Annotated in this window: 17 protein-coding genes; 3 read left to right on the forward strand and 14 right to left on the reverse strand. The window is 44.5% G+C overall.

The window, feature by feature from the left end:
* Positions 1-9: 9 nt before the first annotated feature.
* From OW255_RS20440 to OW255_RS20485, 10 genes are all read right to left on the reverse strand, one after another.
* Complete coding sequence (locus tag OW255_RS20440) at positions 10-1,692, reverse strand: peptide ABC transporter substrate-binding protein (RefSeq protein WP_268115177.1); 1,683 nt, start codon at positions 1,690-1,692, stop codon at positions 10-12.
* A gap of 341 nt (positions 1,693-2,033) precedes the next feature.
* The gene (locus OW255_RS20445) at positions 2,034-2,561 is read right to left on the reverse strand and encodes a shikimate kinase (RefSeq protein ID WP_268115178.1); all 528 of its coding nucleotides are present in this window, start codon (positions 2,559-2,561) and stop codon (positions 2,034-2,036) included.
* Positions 2,558-3,172: a flavin reductase family protein gene (locus OW255_RS20450; RefSeq protein WP_268115179.1), complete on the reverse strand. Its 615-nt coding sequence runs from the start codon at positions 3,170-3,172 to the stop codon at positions 2,558-2,560. Before OW255_RS20450 ends, OW255_RS20445 begins: the two co-directional genes overlap by 4 nt.
* Positions 3,173-3,185: 13 nt before the next feature.
* Positions 3,186-4,856, reverse strand: a complete 1,671-nt coding sequence (locus OW255_RS20455) for a putative manganese-dependent inorganic diphosphatase (RefSeq protein ID WP_024837957.1) — start codon at positions 4,854-4,856, stop codon at positions 3,186-3,188.
* Between the two features lie 322 nt (positions 4,857-5,178).
* Positions 5,179-6,123, reverse strand: coding sequence for an ROK family glucokinase (locus OW255_RS20460; protein WP_024837956.1), 945 nt, complete (start codon positions 6,121-6,123; stop codon positions 5,179-5,181).
* Between the two features lie 43 nt (positions 6,124-6,166).
* Positions 6,167-8,146 carry a transketolase gene (tkt, locus tag OW255_RS20465; RefSeq protein ID WP_024837955.1) on the reverse strand — a complete coding sequence of 660 codons (1,980 nt, stop codon included), beginning with the start codon at positions 8,144-8,146 and terminating at the stop codon, positions 6,167-6,169.
* Positions 8,143-9,417 (reverse strand): DUF5711 family protein, encoded by a 1,275-nt coding sequence (locus OW255_RS20470; RefSeq protein WP_268115180.1) that lies wholly within the window; start codon positions 9,415-9,417, stop codon positions 8,143-8,145. Before OW255_RS20470 ends, tkt begins: the two co-directional genes overlap by 4 nt.
* Before the next feature lie 73 nt (positions 9,418-9,490).
* Positions 9,491-10,795, reverse strand: coding sequence for a LysM peptidoglycan-binding domain-containing protein (locus tag OW255_RS20475; protein ID WP_268115181.1), 1,305 nt, complete (start codon positions 10,793-10,795; stop codon positions 9,491-9,493).
* 62 nt (positions 10,796-10,857) lie between these two features.
* Complete coding sequence (yyaC, locus tag OW255_RS20480; RefSeq protein WP_024837952.1) at positions 10,858-11,457, reverse strand: spore protease YyaC; 600 nt, start codon at positions 11,455-11,457, stop codon at positions 10,858-10,860.
* A 142-nt stretch (positions 11,458-11,599) separates the two neighbouring features.
* Complete coding sequence (locus OW255_RS20485) at positions 11,600-12,691, reverse strand: hypothetical protein (protein WP_024837951.1); 1,092 nt, start codon at positions 12,689-12,691, stop codon at positions 11,600-11,602.
* A 168-nt stretch (positions 12,692-12,859) separates the two neighbouring features.
* Here OW255_RS20485 and OW255_RS20490 point away from each other — a divergent pair, with 168 nt between their 5' ends.
* Positions 12,860-13,126 (forward strand): hypothetical protein, encoded by a 267-nt coding sequence (locus OW255_RS20490; protein WP_024837950.1) that lies wholly within the window; start codon positions 12,860-12,862, stop codon positions 13,124-13,126.
* 39 nt (positions 13,127-13,165) lie between these two features.
* Here OW255_RS20490 and OW255_RS20495 read toward each other — a convergent pair whose 3' ends face one another.
* From OW255_RS20495 to OW255_RS20510, 4 genes are all read right to left on the reverse strand, one after another.
* Complete coding sequence (locus OW255_RS20495; protein WP_051464710.1) at positions 13,166-13,936, reverse strand: DUF6612 family protein; 771 nt, start codon at positions 13,934-13,936, stop codon at positions 13,166-13,168.
* A gap of 181 nt (positions 13,937-14,117) precedes the next feature.
* Positions 14,118-15,464 (reverse strand): glucose-6-phosphate isomerase, encoded by a 1,347-nt coding sequence (locus tag OW255_RS20500; protein WP_268115182.1) that lies wholly within the window; start codon positions 15,462-15,464, stop codon positions 14,118-14,120.
* 110 nt (positions 15,465-15,574) lie between these two features.
* Positions 15,575-16,516 carry a hypothetical protein gene (locus OW255_RS20505; protein WP_024837947.1) on the reverse strand — a complete coding sequence of 314 codons (942 nt, stop codon included), beginning with the start codon at positions 16,514-16,516 and terminating at the stop codon, positions 15,575-15,577.
* 128 nt (positions 16,517-16,644) lie between these two features.
* Positions 16,645-17,343, reverse strand: coding sequence for a 5'-methylthioadenosine/adenosylhomocysteine nucleosidase (locus OW255_RS20510; RefSeq protein ID WP_024837946.1), 699 nt, complete (start codon positions 17,341-17,343; stop codon positions 16,645-16,647).
* Between the two features lie 149 nt (positions 17,344-17,492).
* Here OW255_RS20510 and OW255_RS20515 point away from each other — a divergent pair, with 149 nt between their 5' ends.
* Together OW255_RS20515 and OW255_RS20520 are read left to right on the forward strand one after the other, a co-directional pair.
* Positions 17,493-17,744: a TIGR03905 family TSCPD domain-containing protein gene (locus tag OW255_RS20515; protein WP_024837945.1), complete on the forward strand. Its 252-nt coding sequence runs from the start codon at positions 17,493-17,495 to the stop codon at positions 17,742-17,744.
* Positions 17,745-18,039: 295 nt separating this feature from the next.
* Positions 18,040-19,059, forward strand: a complete 1,020-nt coding sequence (locus tag OW255_RS20520) for a right-handed parallel beta-helix repeat-containing protein (RefSeq protein ID WP_024837944.1) — start codon at positions 18,040-18,042, stop codon at positions 19,057-19,059.
* Positions 19,060-19,076 lie beyond the last annotated feature (17 nt).

A 19,076-nucleotide genomic window follows, 5' to 3' on the forward strand; every position in this document is an offset into this window, starting at 1 on the left:
AATCAGCCATTAATTCTTGACTGTATTTTTAAAATAACGGTTAATTGCTATGGAATGGAAGTCAATGCCTTCCACATTTGCTTTCTGCATGACTGCATTTCCTTTTTGATATACCGGGAAGATGACTGCGTCGTCGCAAACGATTTTTTCTGCATCAATCAGGGCTTTCCATCGTTTTGCCGGATCAAGGGCAAGCTCTCCCTTTTTGCTGGATTCTATGATGGAATCGTAGTCCTTATTGGACCAGAAGCCATAGTTATTGGGGCTGTCTGTGGTCCACATGTCAAGATAAGTCATAGGATCAGCATAATCCGGTCCCCAGCGGGTAAGACCTATCTCAAACTGTCCCTCCTGCATCCTCTCCACACGGTTTTTCTTTGGCATCTGCTCCAGAGTGATGGTGATTCCGGGAAGGGTAGTCTGAATCTCCGACTGCAAGAACTGGGCAACATTAATGGCTGACTCCGTATCCTCAACAATCATGGTATAGGTAAGGCTGTCGACTCCCAGCTCTTTTTTGGCTTCCTCCCAATACTTTAAGGCTTCTGCCTTGTCAGTTTTAAAATAATTACTGCCTGCGCTCTCTCTGTAGTCCTTTCCATCGGGGCCAGTCGCCAGCAAGGTTGGAACTGCAAAATAAGCAGGAATGGAGCCATCCTTTAAGATATTGGTGCACACAGCCTCCTTATCAAAACAAAGAGACAATGCTTTTCTCAAATTTAAGTTTTCAAGCCCCTTCACCTTGGTATTGGGGGAAAGATACCATAAATAGCCTGCCATGATGTTCTTAAATTCAGGGTCAGCCTGGAACTGCTCCACCTGTTCTCCTGATAAGGTCACTACGTCTAAATCCCCATTCTGATATGCCAAAATGGCCTGCTGGGAATCCTTGATGACCTGATACTTCATTCCGTCAAGCTTTACCTTATCTGCGTCCCAGTAGTCCTTATTCTTCTCCAGGGTAATGGTAGTAGCCGCCGGTTCGTAAGAGGTGATCTTATACGGTCCGTTGGATAACAGAGTATCCGGGGTTGAGGCATACTGATCTCCAGTTTTTTCAAAAAACTCCTGATTCACCGGATAAAAGGTGGGGAATGCCATTAAGGATTCGAAATATGGGACAGGAACGTCAAGCTCTACCTTTAACGTCTTGTCATCTACGGCTGTGACTCCAAGCTCCTCCAGTGGCTTTTCACCTGCTGCCACTGCTTCTGCATTTTTAATTCCTGCGATTCCTACGATAAATGCATACTCACTTGCTGTCTTTGGGTCAACGGCCCGCTTCCAGGCAAATACAAAATCTTTGGCAGTCACCGGAGTGCCGTTGGACCATTTGGCATCTCTTAAATGATAGGTGAGGGTGAGGCCATCTTCGCTTTTCTCTACGCTTTCTGCAAGTGCTGGTATAGGGTTTCCGTCAGCATCCAGCTCATAGAGCCCATCGGTGGTATCAGCAATGACTTCAAAAGATGTCCCGTCGGTGGCAATCTGTGGATCCAGGGATGCCACTTCCACATCAATATGTACATTTAAGACCTTCCCCGCTTCACTGCTTCCTTCTTTTGTCTCCGCCTTAGCCGCAGTATCTTTCGTTTCCTGAGATACTGTCTTTGAATTCCCGCATGCGGCCAAAGACCAGGCCATAATGCCTGCCAAACTGATTGCTGCTAATTTTTTCAGGTTTTTTTTCATGAATGTTCCCCCTCATGTTTAATAATTATTTTAAAAAAATAGCATCTGACAGAATAACCCTCTGCTCAGACACTATTGTCCAAAAATATTTGTAACATTATTATATTTTTCAATATATGTCAAGAACAGCTCCGGCAGAAACAAAATAATTAAGGCAATTCATTACTTTACAAGCCCAAAGCGTCTTTTTCTAATGCATATGCTTTTCCTTCTTTTTTGAGAACCACTAATTTTCGTTATAAAGGTATGTCCCGTTTCATAAAAATAAGGCGGAGAATTATCACTTCCTTCTCCGCCTTATACTTATTTTTTGTATATTCATGCATCAGCCTTACCTGGTTTTATGTAGTAAGCCCAAATTTTTCTTCCATAATGGCTCTCAGCTGATCTACGATATTTCCTGCTTCAAGACCTGTCTCATCAATGGTAATATCTGCATAGGATTCATAATATGGCACCCTCTCCTGATATAAATCGCAAAGGGTCATGCCGTCTTTTAAAACCACGCCACGGTCTACCAGATTCCCCAGACGCTCCTTTACACTTTCATAGCTGAGCTTTAGATATACCACAATGCTGATTTCCTTTAAATGCTCCATGGCCTCTTTCCCATAGATCACACTTCCGCCTGGGGCAATGACACTTTTACACACGTTAAGCTCCCGGTTGATTCGGTTCTCCACCTCTAAAAAGCCGTCATCGCCGCGTTCTGCAATGATTTCCTTTAAAAGCTTTCCTTCCTGTTCCTGTATCACGATATCCACATCCACAAAGGAATATCCCAAACGCTTTGCTAAAAGGACACCGATGGTACTTTTGCCGGAGGCCGGCATCCCAATGAGTGTTATGTTATCCCGCTTATCTGTCATTTGCGTTTCCTCCTGCCGGCGGACTTTTTATCCGTCTTTCTCACAGAATATCCAAAGCTGCCAAGCTTCTTTCCCAATTCAAAGTATTCTCCATGAGAATAGGTTACAAGCCCGGCCTGATTTAAATGAAATTTATTTTTCTCATCCATATACCGGTTATCTACGGTCACGCCTAAGATCTCGGCGATAAACATATCATGACTTCCAAGGTGCTTTACTTCCACCACCTTACAGGCTAGACAAACAGGACTCTCTTCGATTCCAGGAGCTTTGACATGATTTAAGGTGCAGGGCGTCAGCCTCATCTGAGCGAATTTGTCAACATCCCTGCCAGATTTTACGCCGCAGTAGTCCGCAGCTCTCACTAACTCCTTAGAAACCAGGTTGACTACAAATTCTCCGGTCTCTTTTATAATATCATAAGAGTATCGTTCCCGTCGTACGGATATGGAAAGCATGGCCGGAGTGGAGCATATGGTACCAGCCCAGGCAACGGTTATGATGTTGGGTTTCTCTCCCTCTCTCTGGCAGCTTACCATAACAGCTGGAAGAGGATAAAGCATATTTCCAGGCTTCCATTCTACCTTACCTGATTTTTCCGGGTTTTTCATACAACCGGCCTCCTTATCCCTGAACGGCTAACACAATACTTGGAATCAACTGTTTCTTTCTGGATACTACGCCTGGAAGACTTACCACATGTTCTTTCTGATCGTCTTCCCTGTTATCGGTTCGGAAGGCTCTTAAGATCATCTGTTTTGCCCCCTGGCCCTCGCATAAGAGAACGGTGGATTCTGTCAGAATATTGGTGAGCATAAAGAACATCATGTCCACGCCATGCTCTTCTCTCGCCTTTACCATATATGGAATCATACGGTCTTCCAGCTCTTCCAGCTCCTTTGCATTTAAAGAGGTAATCTGTCCCACACCAAAGGCGATTTTTCCAACAGAGAACTTTTTGAAATCCTGATAGAAGATCTCTCCGTCTGTTTTTCCCTTCAAGTTGCTTGCAGCCTCAAACATACAGGAAGCATACTTATCCGCGTCAATTCCTGCAATGTCAGCCAGGGCAAGTGCCGCCTTCTTATCTGCTTCCGTACAGGTAGGAGATCGGAATAACAGGGTATCGGAAATAATAGCGCTGCAAAGAAGGCCTGCAATCTGAGGCTCTATCTTTACATTGTTCTCCTGATACATCTGATACACGATGGTGGCCGTACATCCTACCGGCTGGTTGCGGAAGAATACGGGTGCGATGGTCTCTACGGTGCCGAGTCTGTGATGGTCGATGATCTCTAAAATCTCCGCATTTTCCATTCCCTCTACTGCCTGAGATCTCTCGTTGTGATCCACAAGGATGAGGCGTTTTCCTTTTGCACCAAGTAAGTTACGGCGGGAAATCATGCCCTTATATTTTCCGTCCTTATCAAGAACCGGGAAATCACGGTGACGCTTGCTTGCCATGACATCTTTAATTTCATCAATATAGTCTTCTTCTTCAAAGGTAATCAGCCCTTCGGTCTTCATAAAGTAGCTGATGGGAATGCTCTGGTTTACCAGACGCGCTGCGGTATACGTATCATATGGAGTCGTCATAACCGTACAGCCCCGTTCCTGAGCCAGCTTTTTGATGGTCATGGAAACAGCAGCACCTTCGCAGACGATGATACAGGCTGCCTCCATCTCAATGGCGCAAAGCTGGGATTCATACCGGTTTCCAAGGATAACAAGGTCCCCTTGCGAGATATAATATTCCATCATATCAGGATTGGCTGCAGCAATCAGAACCTTTCCTTTATCAAAGTAAGCAGTCTCATCACCTACCACAAGACTTCCCTCCAGTGTCTCCACAATATTGGAGTACTGGGTACATGCCTTGGATAAAATGCTGCTGTCATATACGTTCATATAAGATTTGGCAATATCGCCAACTGTAATCAGTCCTTCCAAAATCCCGTCAGAGGTAACCGCAGGAATGGTGACTACGTTCGCCTCCTGCATCAGGTTCCAGGCCTTTTTCAAGGATAGTTTTTTCTTTACACCCCTGGTCTCCCGGATCTCAATATCCAGAACCTGTGTCTTTACATTCTCTATAAGTTCCGGGGCTTCCATACCGAAATAATTCAGTACGAACTGGGTCTCTTCATTAACTCTCCCCGCCCGTCCCGGCTGATAATCCTCACCAGTTATAATCCGCTTTAGGTTCGCATAGCTGACTGCAGAGCAGATGGAATCCGTATCCGGATTTTTATGACCGATGACGATAGTTTTCCTATTTTTATGGTTGTCTCCCATGGTATCTCCTTTTTTCATAATCTGTTTACAGGTCGTTCATATCCTGTTCACATCTGTTTTTTATACTAAATGTATAGAAAAACAGCAATATAAATAAGTTAATCAGTCAAGTTGCACATAGATTTTTCATAATTGCCCTGGTTGTCCTACAACCGGGGTCTCCTCATTTCATCCCATGTTTCGTCTTGTGAAGTATTCCCATTATATCATAATTTAGTAAATTGTAAATAAGTGTAGAGCTAAGGAAAAGACTGGACGAAAAAAAATACCAGACATGGCTTTAAGATCACGTATCAGCCATATCTGGTATTCTGTTTATAGCCTAATCCAAGATCAGTCTTGCAGCACCGTATATTCCTGCATCATTCCCTAATGTCGCCAGAACAATACTGCCCTTATTCTTAGAAATAGGTGTAAATTTTTCATAGTTTTTATTTACGATATCGATGAGGAACTGACCGGCTTTTGACACACCTCCGCCCAGTACAAAGACTTCGGGATCTACGGTCATGGCAACCTGGGAAAGACACAGCCCAAGATAATGTCCAACGACCTCCATCACTTCCAGAGCCAGGGGATCTCCTGCCTTTGCTGCATCAAGCACATTTTTTGCCGTGACCTGACTGCCATAGCCTCTTAAAGAAGACAGGGTATCCTTTGATTCCATCATACGTCTGGCTTCTCTGGCGATTCCAGTCGCACTTGCGACCTGCTCCACGCAGCCTACGCCGCCGCAGTTGCAGGTTTCTGTCTCATCGCCACGGACATGGATATGTCCAATTTCTCCAGCCAGACCATGTCTTCCAGACACAATCTTCTCGTCAATGATCACGCCTCCACCTACTCCGGTTCCTAAGGTGACCATAACAATATCCTGATAGCCTTTTCCACCGCCCTGCCACATCTCTCCCAGAGCTGCTACATTGGCGTCGTTGGCGCTTTTTACCGGCAGTCCATGTAAAAGTTCACTGAGCTCCCGTTCCGGGTAGCGGTCCCGCCAGCCTAAATTGACGCAGACCTCCACATAGCCATTGGGCAGAACAGGGCCCGGAATACCAAGCCCGGCCCCCTGGATCTGATCAATGGTAATGTTAAGCTCTTCCAGTTTTTTTAAGATGGAGGCAGCCACATCATCAAGGATGTATCTTCCTTCCTCTTCCTTTCTGGTCCCTACTTCCCATTTGTGTAAAAGCTCCCCCGTAACCTCAAAAAGTCCCATCTTTACAGAGGTACCGCCTACGTCAACACCAATACATTTCATTCCCATGACCTTATGCTCCTTTTCCTTTTGTATCAAGATGCCGGATATATTATAAGGATTTTGCCACTTCTGCAACCCGCTCAGCTGTAAATCCAAAATGATCAAACAACTGTCCTGCAGGACCGCTGGCGCCAAAACCTGTCATGGTCACGTATGCCCCGTCAAGACCAACATATTTACCCCAGCCAAAATCACTTAAGGCTTCTACTGCCACGCGCTTTCTTACTGCCTTTGGAAGAACGGATTCCTTATATTCCTCGGTCTGCTCTTCAAAGAGATCCATACAAGGCATGGATACGACTCTTACCTTACGGTCAGAGAGAAGCTCTTTTGCCTTAACAGATAGCTCTACTTCAGAACCGCTGGCAATGAGAATGATATCAGGAGTTCCTTCGCAGTCATCAATCACATAGCCGCCCTTTAATGCCTCTTTGCTGCTGCCAGGCATTGGAGTTAAGTTCTGTCTTGTAAGAACAAGGCCGGTAGGAGTCTTTTTGGAGGTCAGTGCAGAATACCAGGCTGCTTCTGTCTCTGTTTCATCACAAGGACGGAACACATGGAAATTCGGCATTGCCCGTAACATGGCAAGCTGCTCGATTGGCTCATGAGTCGGTCCGTCTTCTCCTACGCCGATGCTGTCATGCGTGAACACAAAGGTCTGAGGAATTCCCATAAGGGAAGCCAAACGTGCCATTGGCTTTGTATAATCACTGAATACAAAGAAGGTAGCAATGTAAGTACGAAGTCCGCCGTGAAGAAGCATACCGTTTCCGATTGCAGTCATTCCAAGCTCTCTTACACCAAAGTGCATGTTGCGTCCGCTTCTGTCCTCTTTGGAGTAGTCTCCTACCTCAGACATATTGGTCTTATTGGATGGTGCAAGGTCTGCAGAACCACCAATAAGGTTTGGAATATAATTCTTTACACGGTTTAAGATCTGACCGGAAATATTTCTGGTAGCATCTGCTTTCTCTGGCTTTTTCCAGAAATCAGCGCAGGCTTCAATGGCTTTTTCTGTGCCATCTGGATCATGGTAGGCATTCCATAATGTTTCCATCTCCGGATATTCCTCACAGTAGGCTGCAAACATCACGTTCCATGCAGCTTCTGTTTCAGCCTTTTCCTCAGCCAGCTTCTTATAGTGGCTGTATACCTCTTCCGGTACAAAGAATGGCTCTGTGGATGGCCAGCCTAAATTCTCCTTTAAAGCAGTGATGTTATCCGCACCAAGAGGCTCTCCATGGGCACTTGCTTTTCCCTGCTTTGCCGGGCAGCCAAAGCCGATCTGGGTCTTGATGGTGATAAAGGATGGACGCTCGGTATCTGCCTTCGCCTCTTCAATGGCGCGGGCGATAGCTCCTAAATCATTGCCGTCTTCTACGGTAATAGTCTGGAAATGGAACGCCTCCATGCGTTTTTGTACATCCTCGGTAAATGCGATGTCAGTGCTTCCTTCGATGGAAATCTGGTTGGAATCGTATAGAACGATTAACTTGGAAAGACCTAAGGTGCCTGCCAGGGAAAATGCTTCAGAAGAGATTCCTTCCATCATACAGCCATCTCCGCCAAGAACATAGGTGTAATGGTCTACCACCGGGTAATTGTCCTTATTGAATACAGATGCCAGATGGCTTTCCGCAATTGCCATACCAACTGCCATACCCATACCTGCACCGAGAGGTCCTGTGGTTGCTTCTACGCCAACCGTATGACCATACTCCGGATGTCCCGGTGTTTTGGAACCAAGCTGGCGGAAATTCATTAAATCCTCTTTGGAGAGATTTCCGTATCCAAACAAGTGAAGCAGGGAATACAATAGCATGGAACCATGGCCTCCTGATAACACAAAACGGTCCCTGTTTTTCCAGTCAGGATCAGCCGGGTTATGGTTTAAATGGTTTGCCCATAATTCATAAGCCGCGGATGCACAACCTAAAGGGAGTCCGGGGTGTCCGGAATTGGCTTTCTGGATCGCATCTGCAGATAGGATGCGGATTGCATTGATTGACATGGTTTCGACGTTGCTCATTGGTATTGTCCTCCTATTTGTAATCTTATTTCTTTCATATTTTTGGGACCCGTAACGATTAAGGTATTGGGAAACCTTCCGTTTCGGATCTTAGTTACCGGAAAATCAAATGTGCCGGAAAATTTTAGCCTGCCGGACATATTATAGACTCTGCACGAATCCTCATTATACAGAAATACATGTTCCCCGTCAATATCAGCATTGGTATACTGATACTGGAACACTCTGGAAAAAACCTGCTTTCCATCAGGCCTGTAAACTTCCAGGCGGTAGGGATTCTCCCCCTCAGGGTTGTCCACAATGAGGCCTACGTATTTTTTGGAATAGAATACACTCTTAATCTCCTCTTTGATTGGAATCTGTTTGACCAGTTCCGGAGAAAGAGCATTCCTGGTGGAGTAAAACGACACGCTGTTGTCTGCAAATGCGCAGGAATAGGTATCATCAAGGAAATGCACCTGGGCGACTAAGGCTGCGTCATAAGGCTCATCAAAGCCTCCCACCAGCCTGTCCGGTACGCTTTTTCCAATCTCCGCAAAGTTATGAAACGCTACCCTTCCATTTAAGGTACCGTTCTTTAAATAGGCATAGGCCCCCATAAGCTGGGTTCCATCGGGAGATAAGCTGATATCTACCGGGTAACCGGAATCCCCTCCTAAAAGGGCCTTGATCTTCACATCAAGGGCTGATCCGTCCTGCTTGAAAAAATATATGTAATTGGCGGCGGAATCCTCCAAAATGGCAGCCACCACTCCATGGGAGGATACGGTTGCTTTTACAATGGGAAGGACCGTGGTGGCGACCCCGGTTTTTCCTGCCTTATCAAAGATATAGATGGAATTGCCCTGCAAATCGGCAATGGCCGCATAATCTCCGCTTACCACTGCCCTGGGAGATTTCATCTCATAGCTTTGAATCCAGACTTCCTTTCCCTGGGCATCCAGATAGGACGCGCCATCTCTGCTATATTTCAGCACATTGGAGCCAAAGTCCAAATATCCCTCATAGCTTCCCTCGTTCAGCTCTTTTGACCATACAATACCGTAATTCGTATAATGGTATAAGCTGAAATACTGGAACGCACCGATTCCGCCTGCTGCCAGCAATCCAAACACCACAAGAAAAATCCTAAGCCTCTTCTTCCTTACCTTAGTACGGGCTTTTTTTATTATCTCTTCACTGGATTCGTCATTACTTACGGACGTTTGAACGATTTGACGACGAAGCTGGTTTTTTTTAATCTCTCTGTTCATTGAGTTCCATTCGCTCATGCAGTTTTCTCCTAAAAATGCCCATATATAGTTGTAGTATACATCATTTTTATGAGAAAAGCATTCTTTTTTTCTACGGAAGCAGTAATTTCTGACCTGCTACAATCTTATTTTCATCCTCCAATCCATTGAGCTCACAGATTTCCTTTAGCTTATTTACCGTATGGTATTCTGCCAGGCTGATTCCGTAAAGCGTCTCTCCTTCCTGCACCACATGGACCTTGGCTCCTGCTGCTGACGCTTCCTTGGTCTGAGCCGGAGGCGCACTGGTCTCTTTTTGTGCGTTGCTTTCACCGGCAGGAGCCTTGGTCGTTTCCGCGGAAGCTGCACTTGTCTCTTCCGGTGCCTTTTTCGTCTCTGCACTGGCCTGGCTTTCCTTTGTCTCCTCCGGCTTTGCCTGACCTTCCACCGCCTCCGGGCTTACCGCGGCTTCTGTGGGTGTCTGACTTTCTCCTGCCTGTGTCCCTGGCGGAGTGTTTGACATGGTCTCCTTATTCACTGCCGTTGTAGGAGAAACGCCGGCTTCCACCGTTTCTACAATGACACCTGGTTCTACTTTTCCCCCTTTTTTCTGGACACCTCCTAATATTTGTTCGGCCTTAGCCGGAATGGCAGATACAATGACGCTTTCCATGTTCTGCATCCGTTCATAGTTGTTAAACATAACAATTCCGCCAGCTACTATGACGACTGACATGGCAGTGCACATGCCCCGGAGAAGCCCGGCGGTCTGATGCCTGTCCGTTGCTTCATCCTTATGTTCGTCCATTCGCTTGCGGAATTCTTCAATTACCTTATCATTTGTATCGGTTTCGATACGTTTTACATCCTTTCGCAGAACCATATAATCCTGCATCATCTGATTTCTCTCATAATATATACTATAGCCCTGGAGCTTGTAAAATCCGTCTTCTGAAGTTATGTAAACTGTCTCATCTCCTTCGATTCCATTGCTTAAATACATCAACTTGTTGGTGCCTTCAAAATACTGAATATGTTGTTTCCAGAAATTTAAAGGAGTTAAATCGTCTCCGGGACTGCCGCATAAAAACCAGCCCTGAATGGATCTCTTTGGGAAAAGCTGCTCCATGTTCTGATAGGCTTTTTTCCAGGAAATCTCGGTAAATGCTACCTTTCCTGCTTCTGTCACATCCTCCATCTCCAAAGCACCATCTATGAAGATATAAGGCGTTCCATCATTAAGCTCCATACTGCCAAGCAGTAAGCCTACCCGCAGCCCTTGTCCTCCGACAGGATACAGACGTTTTAAATACGTATTGACATAATCCTCGACATATAGCTTTACGATCTGATCCCGCTCCCCGATCTGCCTGATGTTCTTCGGCAGCTTCGGGTACGGATTGTATAATTCACCCATTGGCTCACCCCGCTATTCTTTATAATCCAGTGCATCATAGCATACAATAGGCGAAAATCATGTCAAAGCATGGACGTGTTCTCCCATAACTTTTCGACAAGATAAATACTATGGCTGATGCAGTCAGCCATTCTCATAACGATGGAAAGTCTGATACTTTGGAGCATTAAAGGGTCATAATTGCTGCAGCTTCCAACAATTCCGGTAATGAAAATGTCTCCCACCGATCTAAGCTCTTTGCTCACTCCAAGACCGGGCTTTAGTGCTCCTCTGCCAAGAGTCACATAGCCGATGTGCTCCATATTGCCAACGGAGGCATCCACTGCAACAATCACATAGTTTGGATATCTTAAGCGAAGAATGGTCTGGTAGGTCTCAAGATTCATGGCATGTACCGGACGCTCTAAAGTCCCAATGACCTCTAAAAACTCCAGTCTTTTTTCTTTTAGCTTGTAACCGATTAAGGGCCCAAGGCTGTCTCCCGTGGAACGGTCGGTGCCGATGCACAAAAAAAGGACTCCTGTTGCCTTCTTATTTTCCATTTCCATACTGATCATATCGTATAGTCTGGAAGCAAAGTCCTCTGCTTCAAAGGAATGCTTTGTGTCATAATAAAAAACGTCCCGGTTGCTCCGGATCGCAATTCTTTCCCATAATTTCATAATATCCTGCCTTGCTGTCCTTATTTTCTCTGTTCTATTATAAGCCGTGATTTATGGAATTATTCACTCCACCGTCATGGAAAAATCGCAAAAAAATAGTGCAGGAAACAACCGCATCCGCGCGTTTTCCTGCACCTTCATTTTATTCCTTAAGGCTCTTATAAAGGGCCTTGGCTTCACTTATGGTGGCAGCCTTACCCATTCGAATCATATCAGCCAGTTCATCAAGGCGTTCCGGTATCATGAACTCCTTACCGATATAAGAAGTATAATTGTCATTGATGAAGAGTGTTTGCTCCTTTACCCGGATCTCAGCCTCTTTCCCATTCGCCAGAGCCTCTTCAAATTCCCTCGTAAGCTTTGATATGATGTCTTTTCTTCCATCTGCGATTTCGTCAGATATAATAGTCTTTGTAACCTTATCAAAGGTGTTAAGGGCTTCCCTTTTCTTCTCCATGATACTTGATAGTTCCTGCTCAATCCTTGCGATCTCATCATCATACTTTTCCAGATTATAAACTGCCTCATCCCTGTCCCTTTTAATGGAATGGATGATGACCTTCATCTTCCGGTCGTTGGTCTTAATAAGGTCCCTGATAGTCCTGCCTTTTCTTAAGGCAGTAAGGTGTCTCATCTTCGTCCTGTTATAAATAAGGATGTAAATGCCCCCAACGATAACTATAGTCAAAAAATAGATTCCAATTAAATAATATAGCTTTTTTTCTGGTAGCAGAAAATAAATTCCTGATGGAATGGCCAGAAAAAATATCAGAAACGTGGTAATGAGTAAGAGCCATTCCCGAAAACCGCCAGGCATATAAAGGGCATAATAAAGCCGGCTGTTACAAAAGCCGGGAACTCTCTCCTGCCGGAACACATCTTTCATCTGCTGTCTCAGCTCTTTATTGTTGTCTTTAAGCTCCTCTGTCTCCTCTAATATCCGTTCCTTGATTCCCTGATTCTTGGCCTTTTCCCGTTTGCTCCTTACCTTCCTTAGAGCATCCTGCTCCCTGGCAATCTCTTTGTCATATGTGCCCTCGATCTCTTCAATTCTCTCTTTGATCGTAAGGCTGATATCATCTGCCACTGCCTTTCGTTCTGCTTCCAGCTCCTTTTCCAGATGTCTCTTCTCCTGATGGAACTCTTCCAGCAGATTCCTGCTTGCAGACAGCTCCTGGACGGCTCTGCAGGCCTCTCCAAGAAAACCAACCTGATCCGTAATGGGTTGTGCCATCTTAAGTCTCCCTCCTTGGGTTTTTCCTATCAAGATTCTATCATATATTTCACTGTTTTACAATGTCCGTCATTTTCCTCCTTGCACTCTTTCCTCAGACAATGTTATAATCGTTTCATCACGAAAACAAAGGGTTTTAGCCTCTGCATTTAGAAGGGATAATTTGTTATGTTTCGCATATGGGCAAAATTAATCAAAGATACAAGGGTCCTTAAGGATACTGTTATTTGCAATCCTGATTACAACCTTTCTCGGACAACTATGGTATTTAACGCTCTGGAAGAGATCTGCTACCAGTTTGATCTTGGAAAACCCATGTGGCTTGATGCCACTATTCAGGAGTTCAAAAAACACTCCAAAGCCAGATTCACCCAGGATAATTTTATAGAGCATATAGAATTTGACTTTTTGGAAATCCAGGTCATTGAAGAATAAAAGGCTGTCGCAGCATGTGCGACAGCCTTTTTTTATTGATTACTGACCACCCAGAGCACTTGGATCGACTTCTGTATAGCCTTCCAAATCCGGTGCTGTAACCTCTACAGCCTGGCCTGGGTTGTTATAAACAGCGTCGGTATCCATAACCATGGAAATGGTTTCTCCCTGAGCTGTCATTTCCAAAGACATGTTGATCTTTGACTTTGAAAAATAACCGTCTTTGTTAACGGTAGCCTCACCCTTTACTTCCTTGATGCTATAAGTAACGCCATCTAAATCAGTTCCCATCTGGCTCATTAAATCCTTTACATAGGTATCCATCTTCTGCGCATCAACGGTAAAGGTAATAACCTGATTGTCTCCGTCCTTCTTCGCAGTGATATCCTTCATATAAGAAGAATCCAGGCTTGCACCTTCTGTGCTCTGCTTTACCTGTTCCATCATCTTATCTAAATCCATGGCATATTTGATCTTCTGACCCATGGAGGTCATATAGTAATATCCGTTTTCGTAATACATGGAAATATCAAGATCCTGGCCCATGACAGATGTGGTACCGGAAGCGGAATATCTCATGGATTCCGTATTGATATCAGCAATCTTCATATCCAGATTCATCTTCATGTCTGTTTTTTGCTCTCCCTGAGTCATCTCTGTATTGACTGTGGAAGTAACATCCATAGATGTCAGTTCTGAGGTCTTCTTGGTTGCCTCATCATAAATGGTCTTTGCGCTCTTTGCTCCTCCACAGGCAGTCACAGAGAATGCCATTGCAAAAGCAAGTAACATGGTTAATGTCTTTTTCATATCTTCCTCCATAAATATATGTTTTTTTGATACTCCTCCATAATATCATAACTTACACTTATTTCCTAATTAAGTTTTGTTAAACGATTGCTTAAGAAAATAAGATAACATGAAAAATCCGGTGCCCCGAACCGAACCTCAAAAGGCTCAGGCCGAAACACCGGTATTAGATTCATATACCTTATAATCGCTTTAACAGTTCTTCTCTTTCCTTCTCAAAACCAGGTTTCCCTAACAGTGCGAACATGTTCTTTTTGTAGCTCTCCACACCTGGCTGGTTAAACGGATTTACACCAAGAAGATATCCGCTGACCCCGCAGGCATACTCAAAGAAATAAAAGAGCTGGCCTAAGCTGTATGCATCCTGTTTTGGAATATCAATGACCAGATTCGGCACATGGCCGTCGGTATGGGCCAAAATGGTACCGTTCATGGCACTCTTGTTGACAAAGTCAACGCTTTTTCCAGCCAGATAGTTCATGCCATCTGTATCCACTTCTTCTTCCTTTAAAAGAATCTCTGCAGGAGATTCCTGGACATTCAGTACGGTTTCAAACATAACTCTTGCCCCATCCTGAATAAACTGTCCCATAGAGTGGAGGTCTGTGGTCAAATCCACGGCAGCCGGAAAAATACCTCTCTGGTCTTTTCCTTCACTCTCTCCAAAGAGCTGCTTCCACCACTCGGATACATAATGAAGGCTTGGTTCATAATTGGCAACGATCTCAACGGTCTTGCCCTTTCTAAGAAGGATATTGCGTACAGCTGCATACTGAAGCGCGCCGTTTGACTCATAGGGAGTTTCTTTGGCAGCGATTCTCGCATCGTTTGCTCCTTCCATCAGCCGGTCTATGTCAGCGCCAGATACCGCAATGGGAAGAAGTCCTACGGCAGTGAGTACAGAGAAGCGGCCTCCTACATCATCGGGCACCACAAAAGTCTCATAACCTTCCTGGTCTGCCAGATTCTTAAGGGCTCCTTTCTTCTTATCTGTGGTGGCATAAATCCTTTTATTTGCCTCCACACGGCCATACTTTTCAATCAACATATCCTTAAACACACGGAAAGCGATGGCAGGCTCCGTCGTGGTGCCGGACTTGGATATAATATTTACGGAGAAATCTTTTCCTTCCAGCACATCCTTTAAATCATGGATGTATTTGCTGCTGATGCTGTTTCCAACAAAATAGATCTCCGGAGTTTTACGTGAACCTTTTGGTAAAACATTATAAAAACTATGGGATAAAAATTCAATGGCTGCTCTAGCCCCAAGATAGGAGCCGCCAATTCCAACGACCAACAGTACGTCAGAGTCACTTTTGATCTTTTCTGCAGCTTTCTTTATTCTATGAAACTCTTCCTTATCATAATCTGCCGGAAGATCGATCCAGCCTAGAAAATCATTGCCTGCTCCGGATTTGCTCGTTAAAGTGTCTCTGGCACACATAACTGCAGATTTCATGTTTTCCATCTCTTCTGCTGAAACAAAGCCGGATGCTTTGGAATAATCAAAAACTATATTTCCCATTGCCCATATCTCCTTTTTCCTTATGTTCAGGTTGCTGACTGCCTGTTTAGGGAAATTATATCATAAAGTTCATCCATTTGCGACATGATTTTCCTGGGGCTGCCAAATGTTCACGTCAGATATTCCTGAAGAATCTCTCCAATTAACTTTAATTCTTCGGGATTTAAATCCTTAAGCCAGTCCTCTCCTGCCCGGCTGGTTCTCTCCTTTTCCCGGCTTGCCGCAATCTGCTCCAGACTTCGTTTCAAATAATCTACATCCCGTCTGGAACCCACTGCCTCCGAGGACTTCTTGTCCACCTTTTCCATTTGAGGACCAATTTCATCGGCATACTGCTCCATTTGGGCAACCTGACGGTTTCTTACTGGTTTTTCCGGCCGCTCCGATTTTAGTCTCTGCCGTCCACTTCTTCGATCCGGCTTTGACTCGGTCTCCTGGGTTGCTTCTACAGCATTTCTCCCTCCCTGGGAGTAAATGGATCTTATATTTTCACGAGGCTCCAAATGCGGACCCGACATTGCATCTAAATCATCTCTTTCCTGGTCCAGCCTGTAAATCAGGATATTTTCCAGATAGTTATCAAGTGCCGCAAACAGCTGCATTCGTTTTTCTGAAATTCCTGCGCCATGCTCTACCAATATAGTAAAGAGTCCTGCCATAATTCCAACGGAACCATATAATACGATATAGTACGGATCCGTACGATACCAATAGGAAGCAAAGGCTGCACCGCCGCCTACCAGAAAACACCACAGTGTCATCTGATTGGAGAATATGTTCCAGCCGTGGAGTGTGACTCCCATACATTTGAATTCATACATCTGGCGCTCCAGATAAGGCTTGATTCTTGGGATACCCTGGTTTAACTGATATGTAGATTCCGTCTTCTGCTTAAAGGCACGAAGACTCTTATTCTTCGTAAGTGTCAGGTTATCTGATTCTTTAATCAATCTTTTGTAGAGGTTACGTGTCAGCCATCTGGTGATAACACCAATACCGCAAAATGCTGCGAGCACGTATAACGCTTTGCCTGTCTGTAAAAATTCCAGCATAATAATAGCTCCCCTTTCTTGCCCGGTCTCCCCGGGTGATAGGTTTATTATAAACACCCGGAAAGGCTTTGGGAAGATGAGAGAGCCTAGAATCGTTCGTCAAATCCTGCCAGGATTCGATTCTGAACTTAATATGAAACCCTTTGTGCAACGGCTAAAATAAGGTTTACGGAGTGCTTCACAGCCAGCGGTTCAAACTCGCTATAGTCCATATCTGCGCTGTCATCCGCCTTGTCTGAGATCGCTCTGATAATTAAAAATGGGATATGGTTTAAGTATGCAGCCTGGGCTATGGCAGCCCCCTCCATTTCCGTACATGCACCCCCAAAAGTTTTTGAAATCCACTCTTTTTTAACCCTGTCGGAAATAAACTGATCCCCTGAAACTACTCTTCCAATGAAAACTCCAATCTCAGGATTAACTTCCTTACAACAATCATAAGCCAGTTTTCGAAGCCCCTCGTCAGCCGCAAAAGAGAATTCTTTCATCTGTGGGATCTGTCCGGCAGGATAACCAAAGCCGGTTGCATCCATATCATGATGTACCACATCCGTGGAAAGGACTACATCTGCAATGTTGATTTCATTCTTCAGTGATCCTGCAATTCCTGTATTGATCACTGCGCTCACCTGGTATTGATCTACAAGAATCTGGGTACAGATGGCTGCATTCACCTTTCCAATCCCGCAGCGTACCACAACGGCTTCTTTTCCTTTTAAAATTCCTTTATAAAAATCCATACCTGCGATGGTCTTTACGGTTACGTTCTCCATGGATTTTTTTACTTCTGCCACTTCCACATCCATGGCTCCGATGATTCCTAACATATGATTCCTCCTTTTATTGTATTTCTTCTATTATATATATTATAGCGTCTTTATTCCTGTTTGAAAAGCGCTATTGACACCACCTCACGGTTTGACTATAATTTAGTTTGTTTACACGTAACAGGCATAAGGAGTTGGAGGTACCAATCATGAATTATAAAACACGAGGCGTTTGTTCCAAGGAAATCAGTTTTGAAGTAGAAGACCACAAAGTAGTTAAGGTTCAGTTCGTCGGCGGCTGCTCAGGAAATACTCAGGGCGTATCCAGGCTTGTGGAAGGAATGGATGTGGATGAGGCGATTAAGCGACTGGAAGGAATTCAGTGTGGATTTCGTCCTACGTCCTGTCCGGATCAGCTTTCCCAGGCATTAAAAGAATACAAGGATCAGGTTTCTTCCTAAAGAAACAGCTCCATTTAGAGCACGGAACGGTATTTGTTAAAAACAGATATCTTTCCGTGCTTTTTTCGTGTTTTTTACGCTTTTTTAACATATGTATTCCATTTTTGCATAATTGGCAAGATTTTACATTTAATTATTGACAACCGTTTGTAAATAACCTAATATAAATTTATATATAATGCACAAACATCTGCTTCTTTGTGATTCTTAACTTTCCAGGTTTGTGATTTTTAAGCTGGATCTTCCGGACCAAATAACTGGCCAGGAATCTAGATATAAAGAAAGGGGTAATTATATGAGAAAAAGAAAAAGCATTATCGGTATCATCACAACCTGTTTTATGGTGGCAAGTTTAGCTTACTTTGGCCCGCTTACTACAAACGCTGCATCTTCGTTTTATGTATCCACGAGCGGCAACGATTCCAACAGCGGTCAGTCCGCGGACAAGCCCTATAAGACCATTGACAAGGCCATTTCAAAAGCCTCCGCAGGCACCACGATTTACTTAATGGGAGGAACCCATTCCTCTTCCACTACCTTTAAGCTGAGTGCCAAGGGAAGCTCCAGCGCTCCCATTAAGATTGTAAACTACAATGGACAGAAGCCAGTGGTGGATTTCTCCAGCCAGCCATACGCAGACAGCTCCCGTGGCTTCCAGATCACAGGAGATTACTGGTATATTGAAGGCCTGACCATTCAGAATGCCGGAGATAACGGCATCCACATCAGCGGCAACAATAACCAGGTAAAAGACTGCTTTATTACAAAATGCGGAGATACCGGTCTTCAGATGAGCAATGGCGCATCTAACAATACGATCACTAAGGTTACCTCCACCTATAACTATGACAAGAAAACAAACGGCGAGAATGCAGACGGTTTTGCAGCCAAATTAAGCATTGGACCTGGAAACGTGTTTAGGAACTGTATCGCTTTAAACAACTCCGATGACGGATTTGACTTCTACTCTGCAGGAAATGCTGTAAAATTATACAATTGTGAAGCTTCCTACAACGGAAAGTACGATGGCAATGGACAGGGCTTTAAGGTTGGCGGTAATTTCACAGCTGACAATCATTATCTGGAAGGCTGCGTTGCAACCGGCAACAAGGCAAGAGGCTTTGACCAGAACAACAATACCGGAGCAGTTACCCTTAAGAACTGTACCGGAAACAACAATAACGTAAACTTTAACTTCCCCAAGGCTCCAAACTCCGGTAAGCACAACTTTAGCGGATGTATCTCCAACGGCGGAAAGAACAAAGACGTTATCGTAGGAGCAAATGTAGTAAACTGTTCCTTTAAGACCAAATAAGCAGTTAATGATTATAA

This window comes from Lacrimispora xylanolytica (assembly GCF_026723765.1).
In the GTDB taxonomy this organism is placed as follows: domain Bacteria; phylum Bacillota; class Clostridia; order Lachnospirales; family Lachnospiraceae; genus Lacrimispora; species Lacrimispora xylanolytica.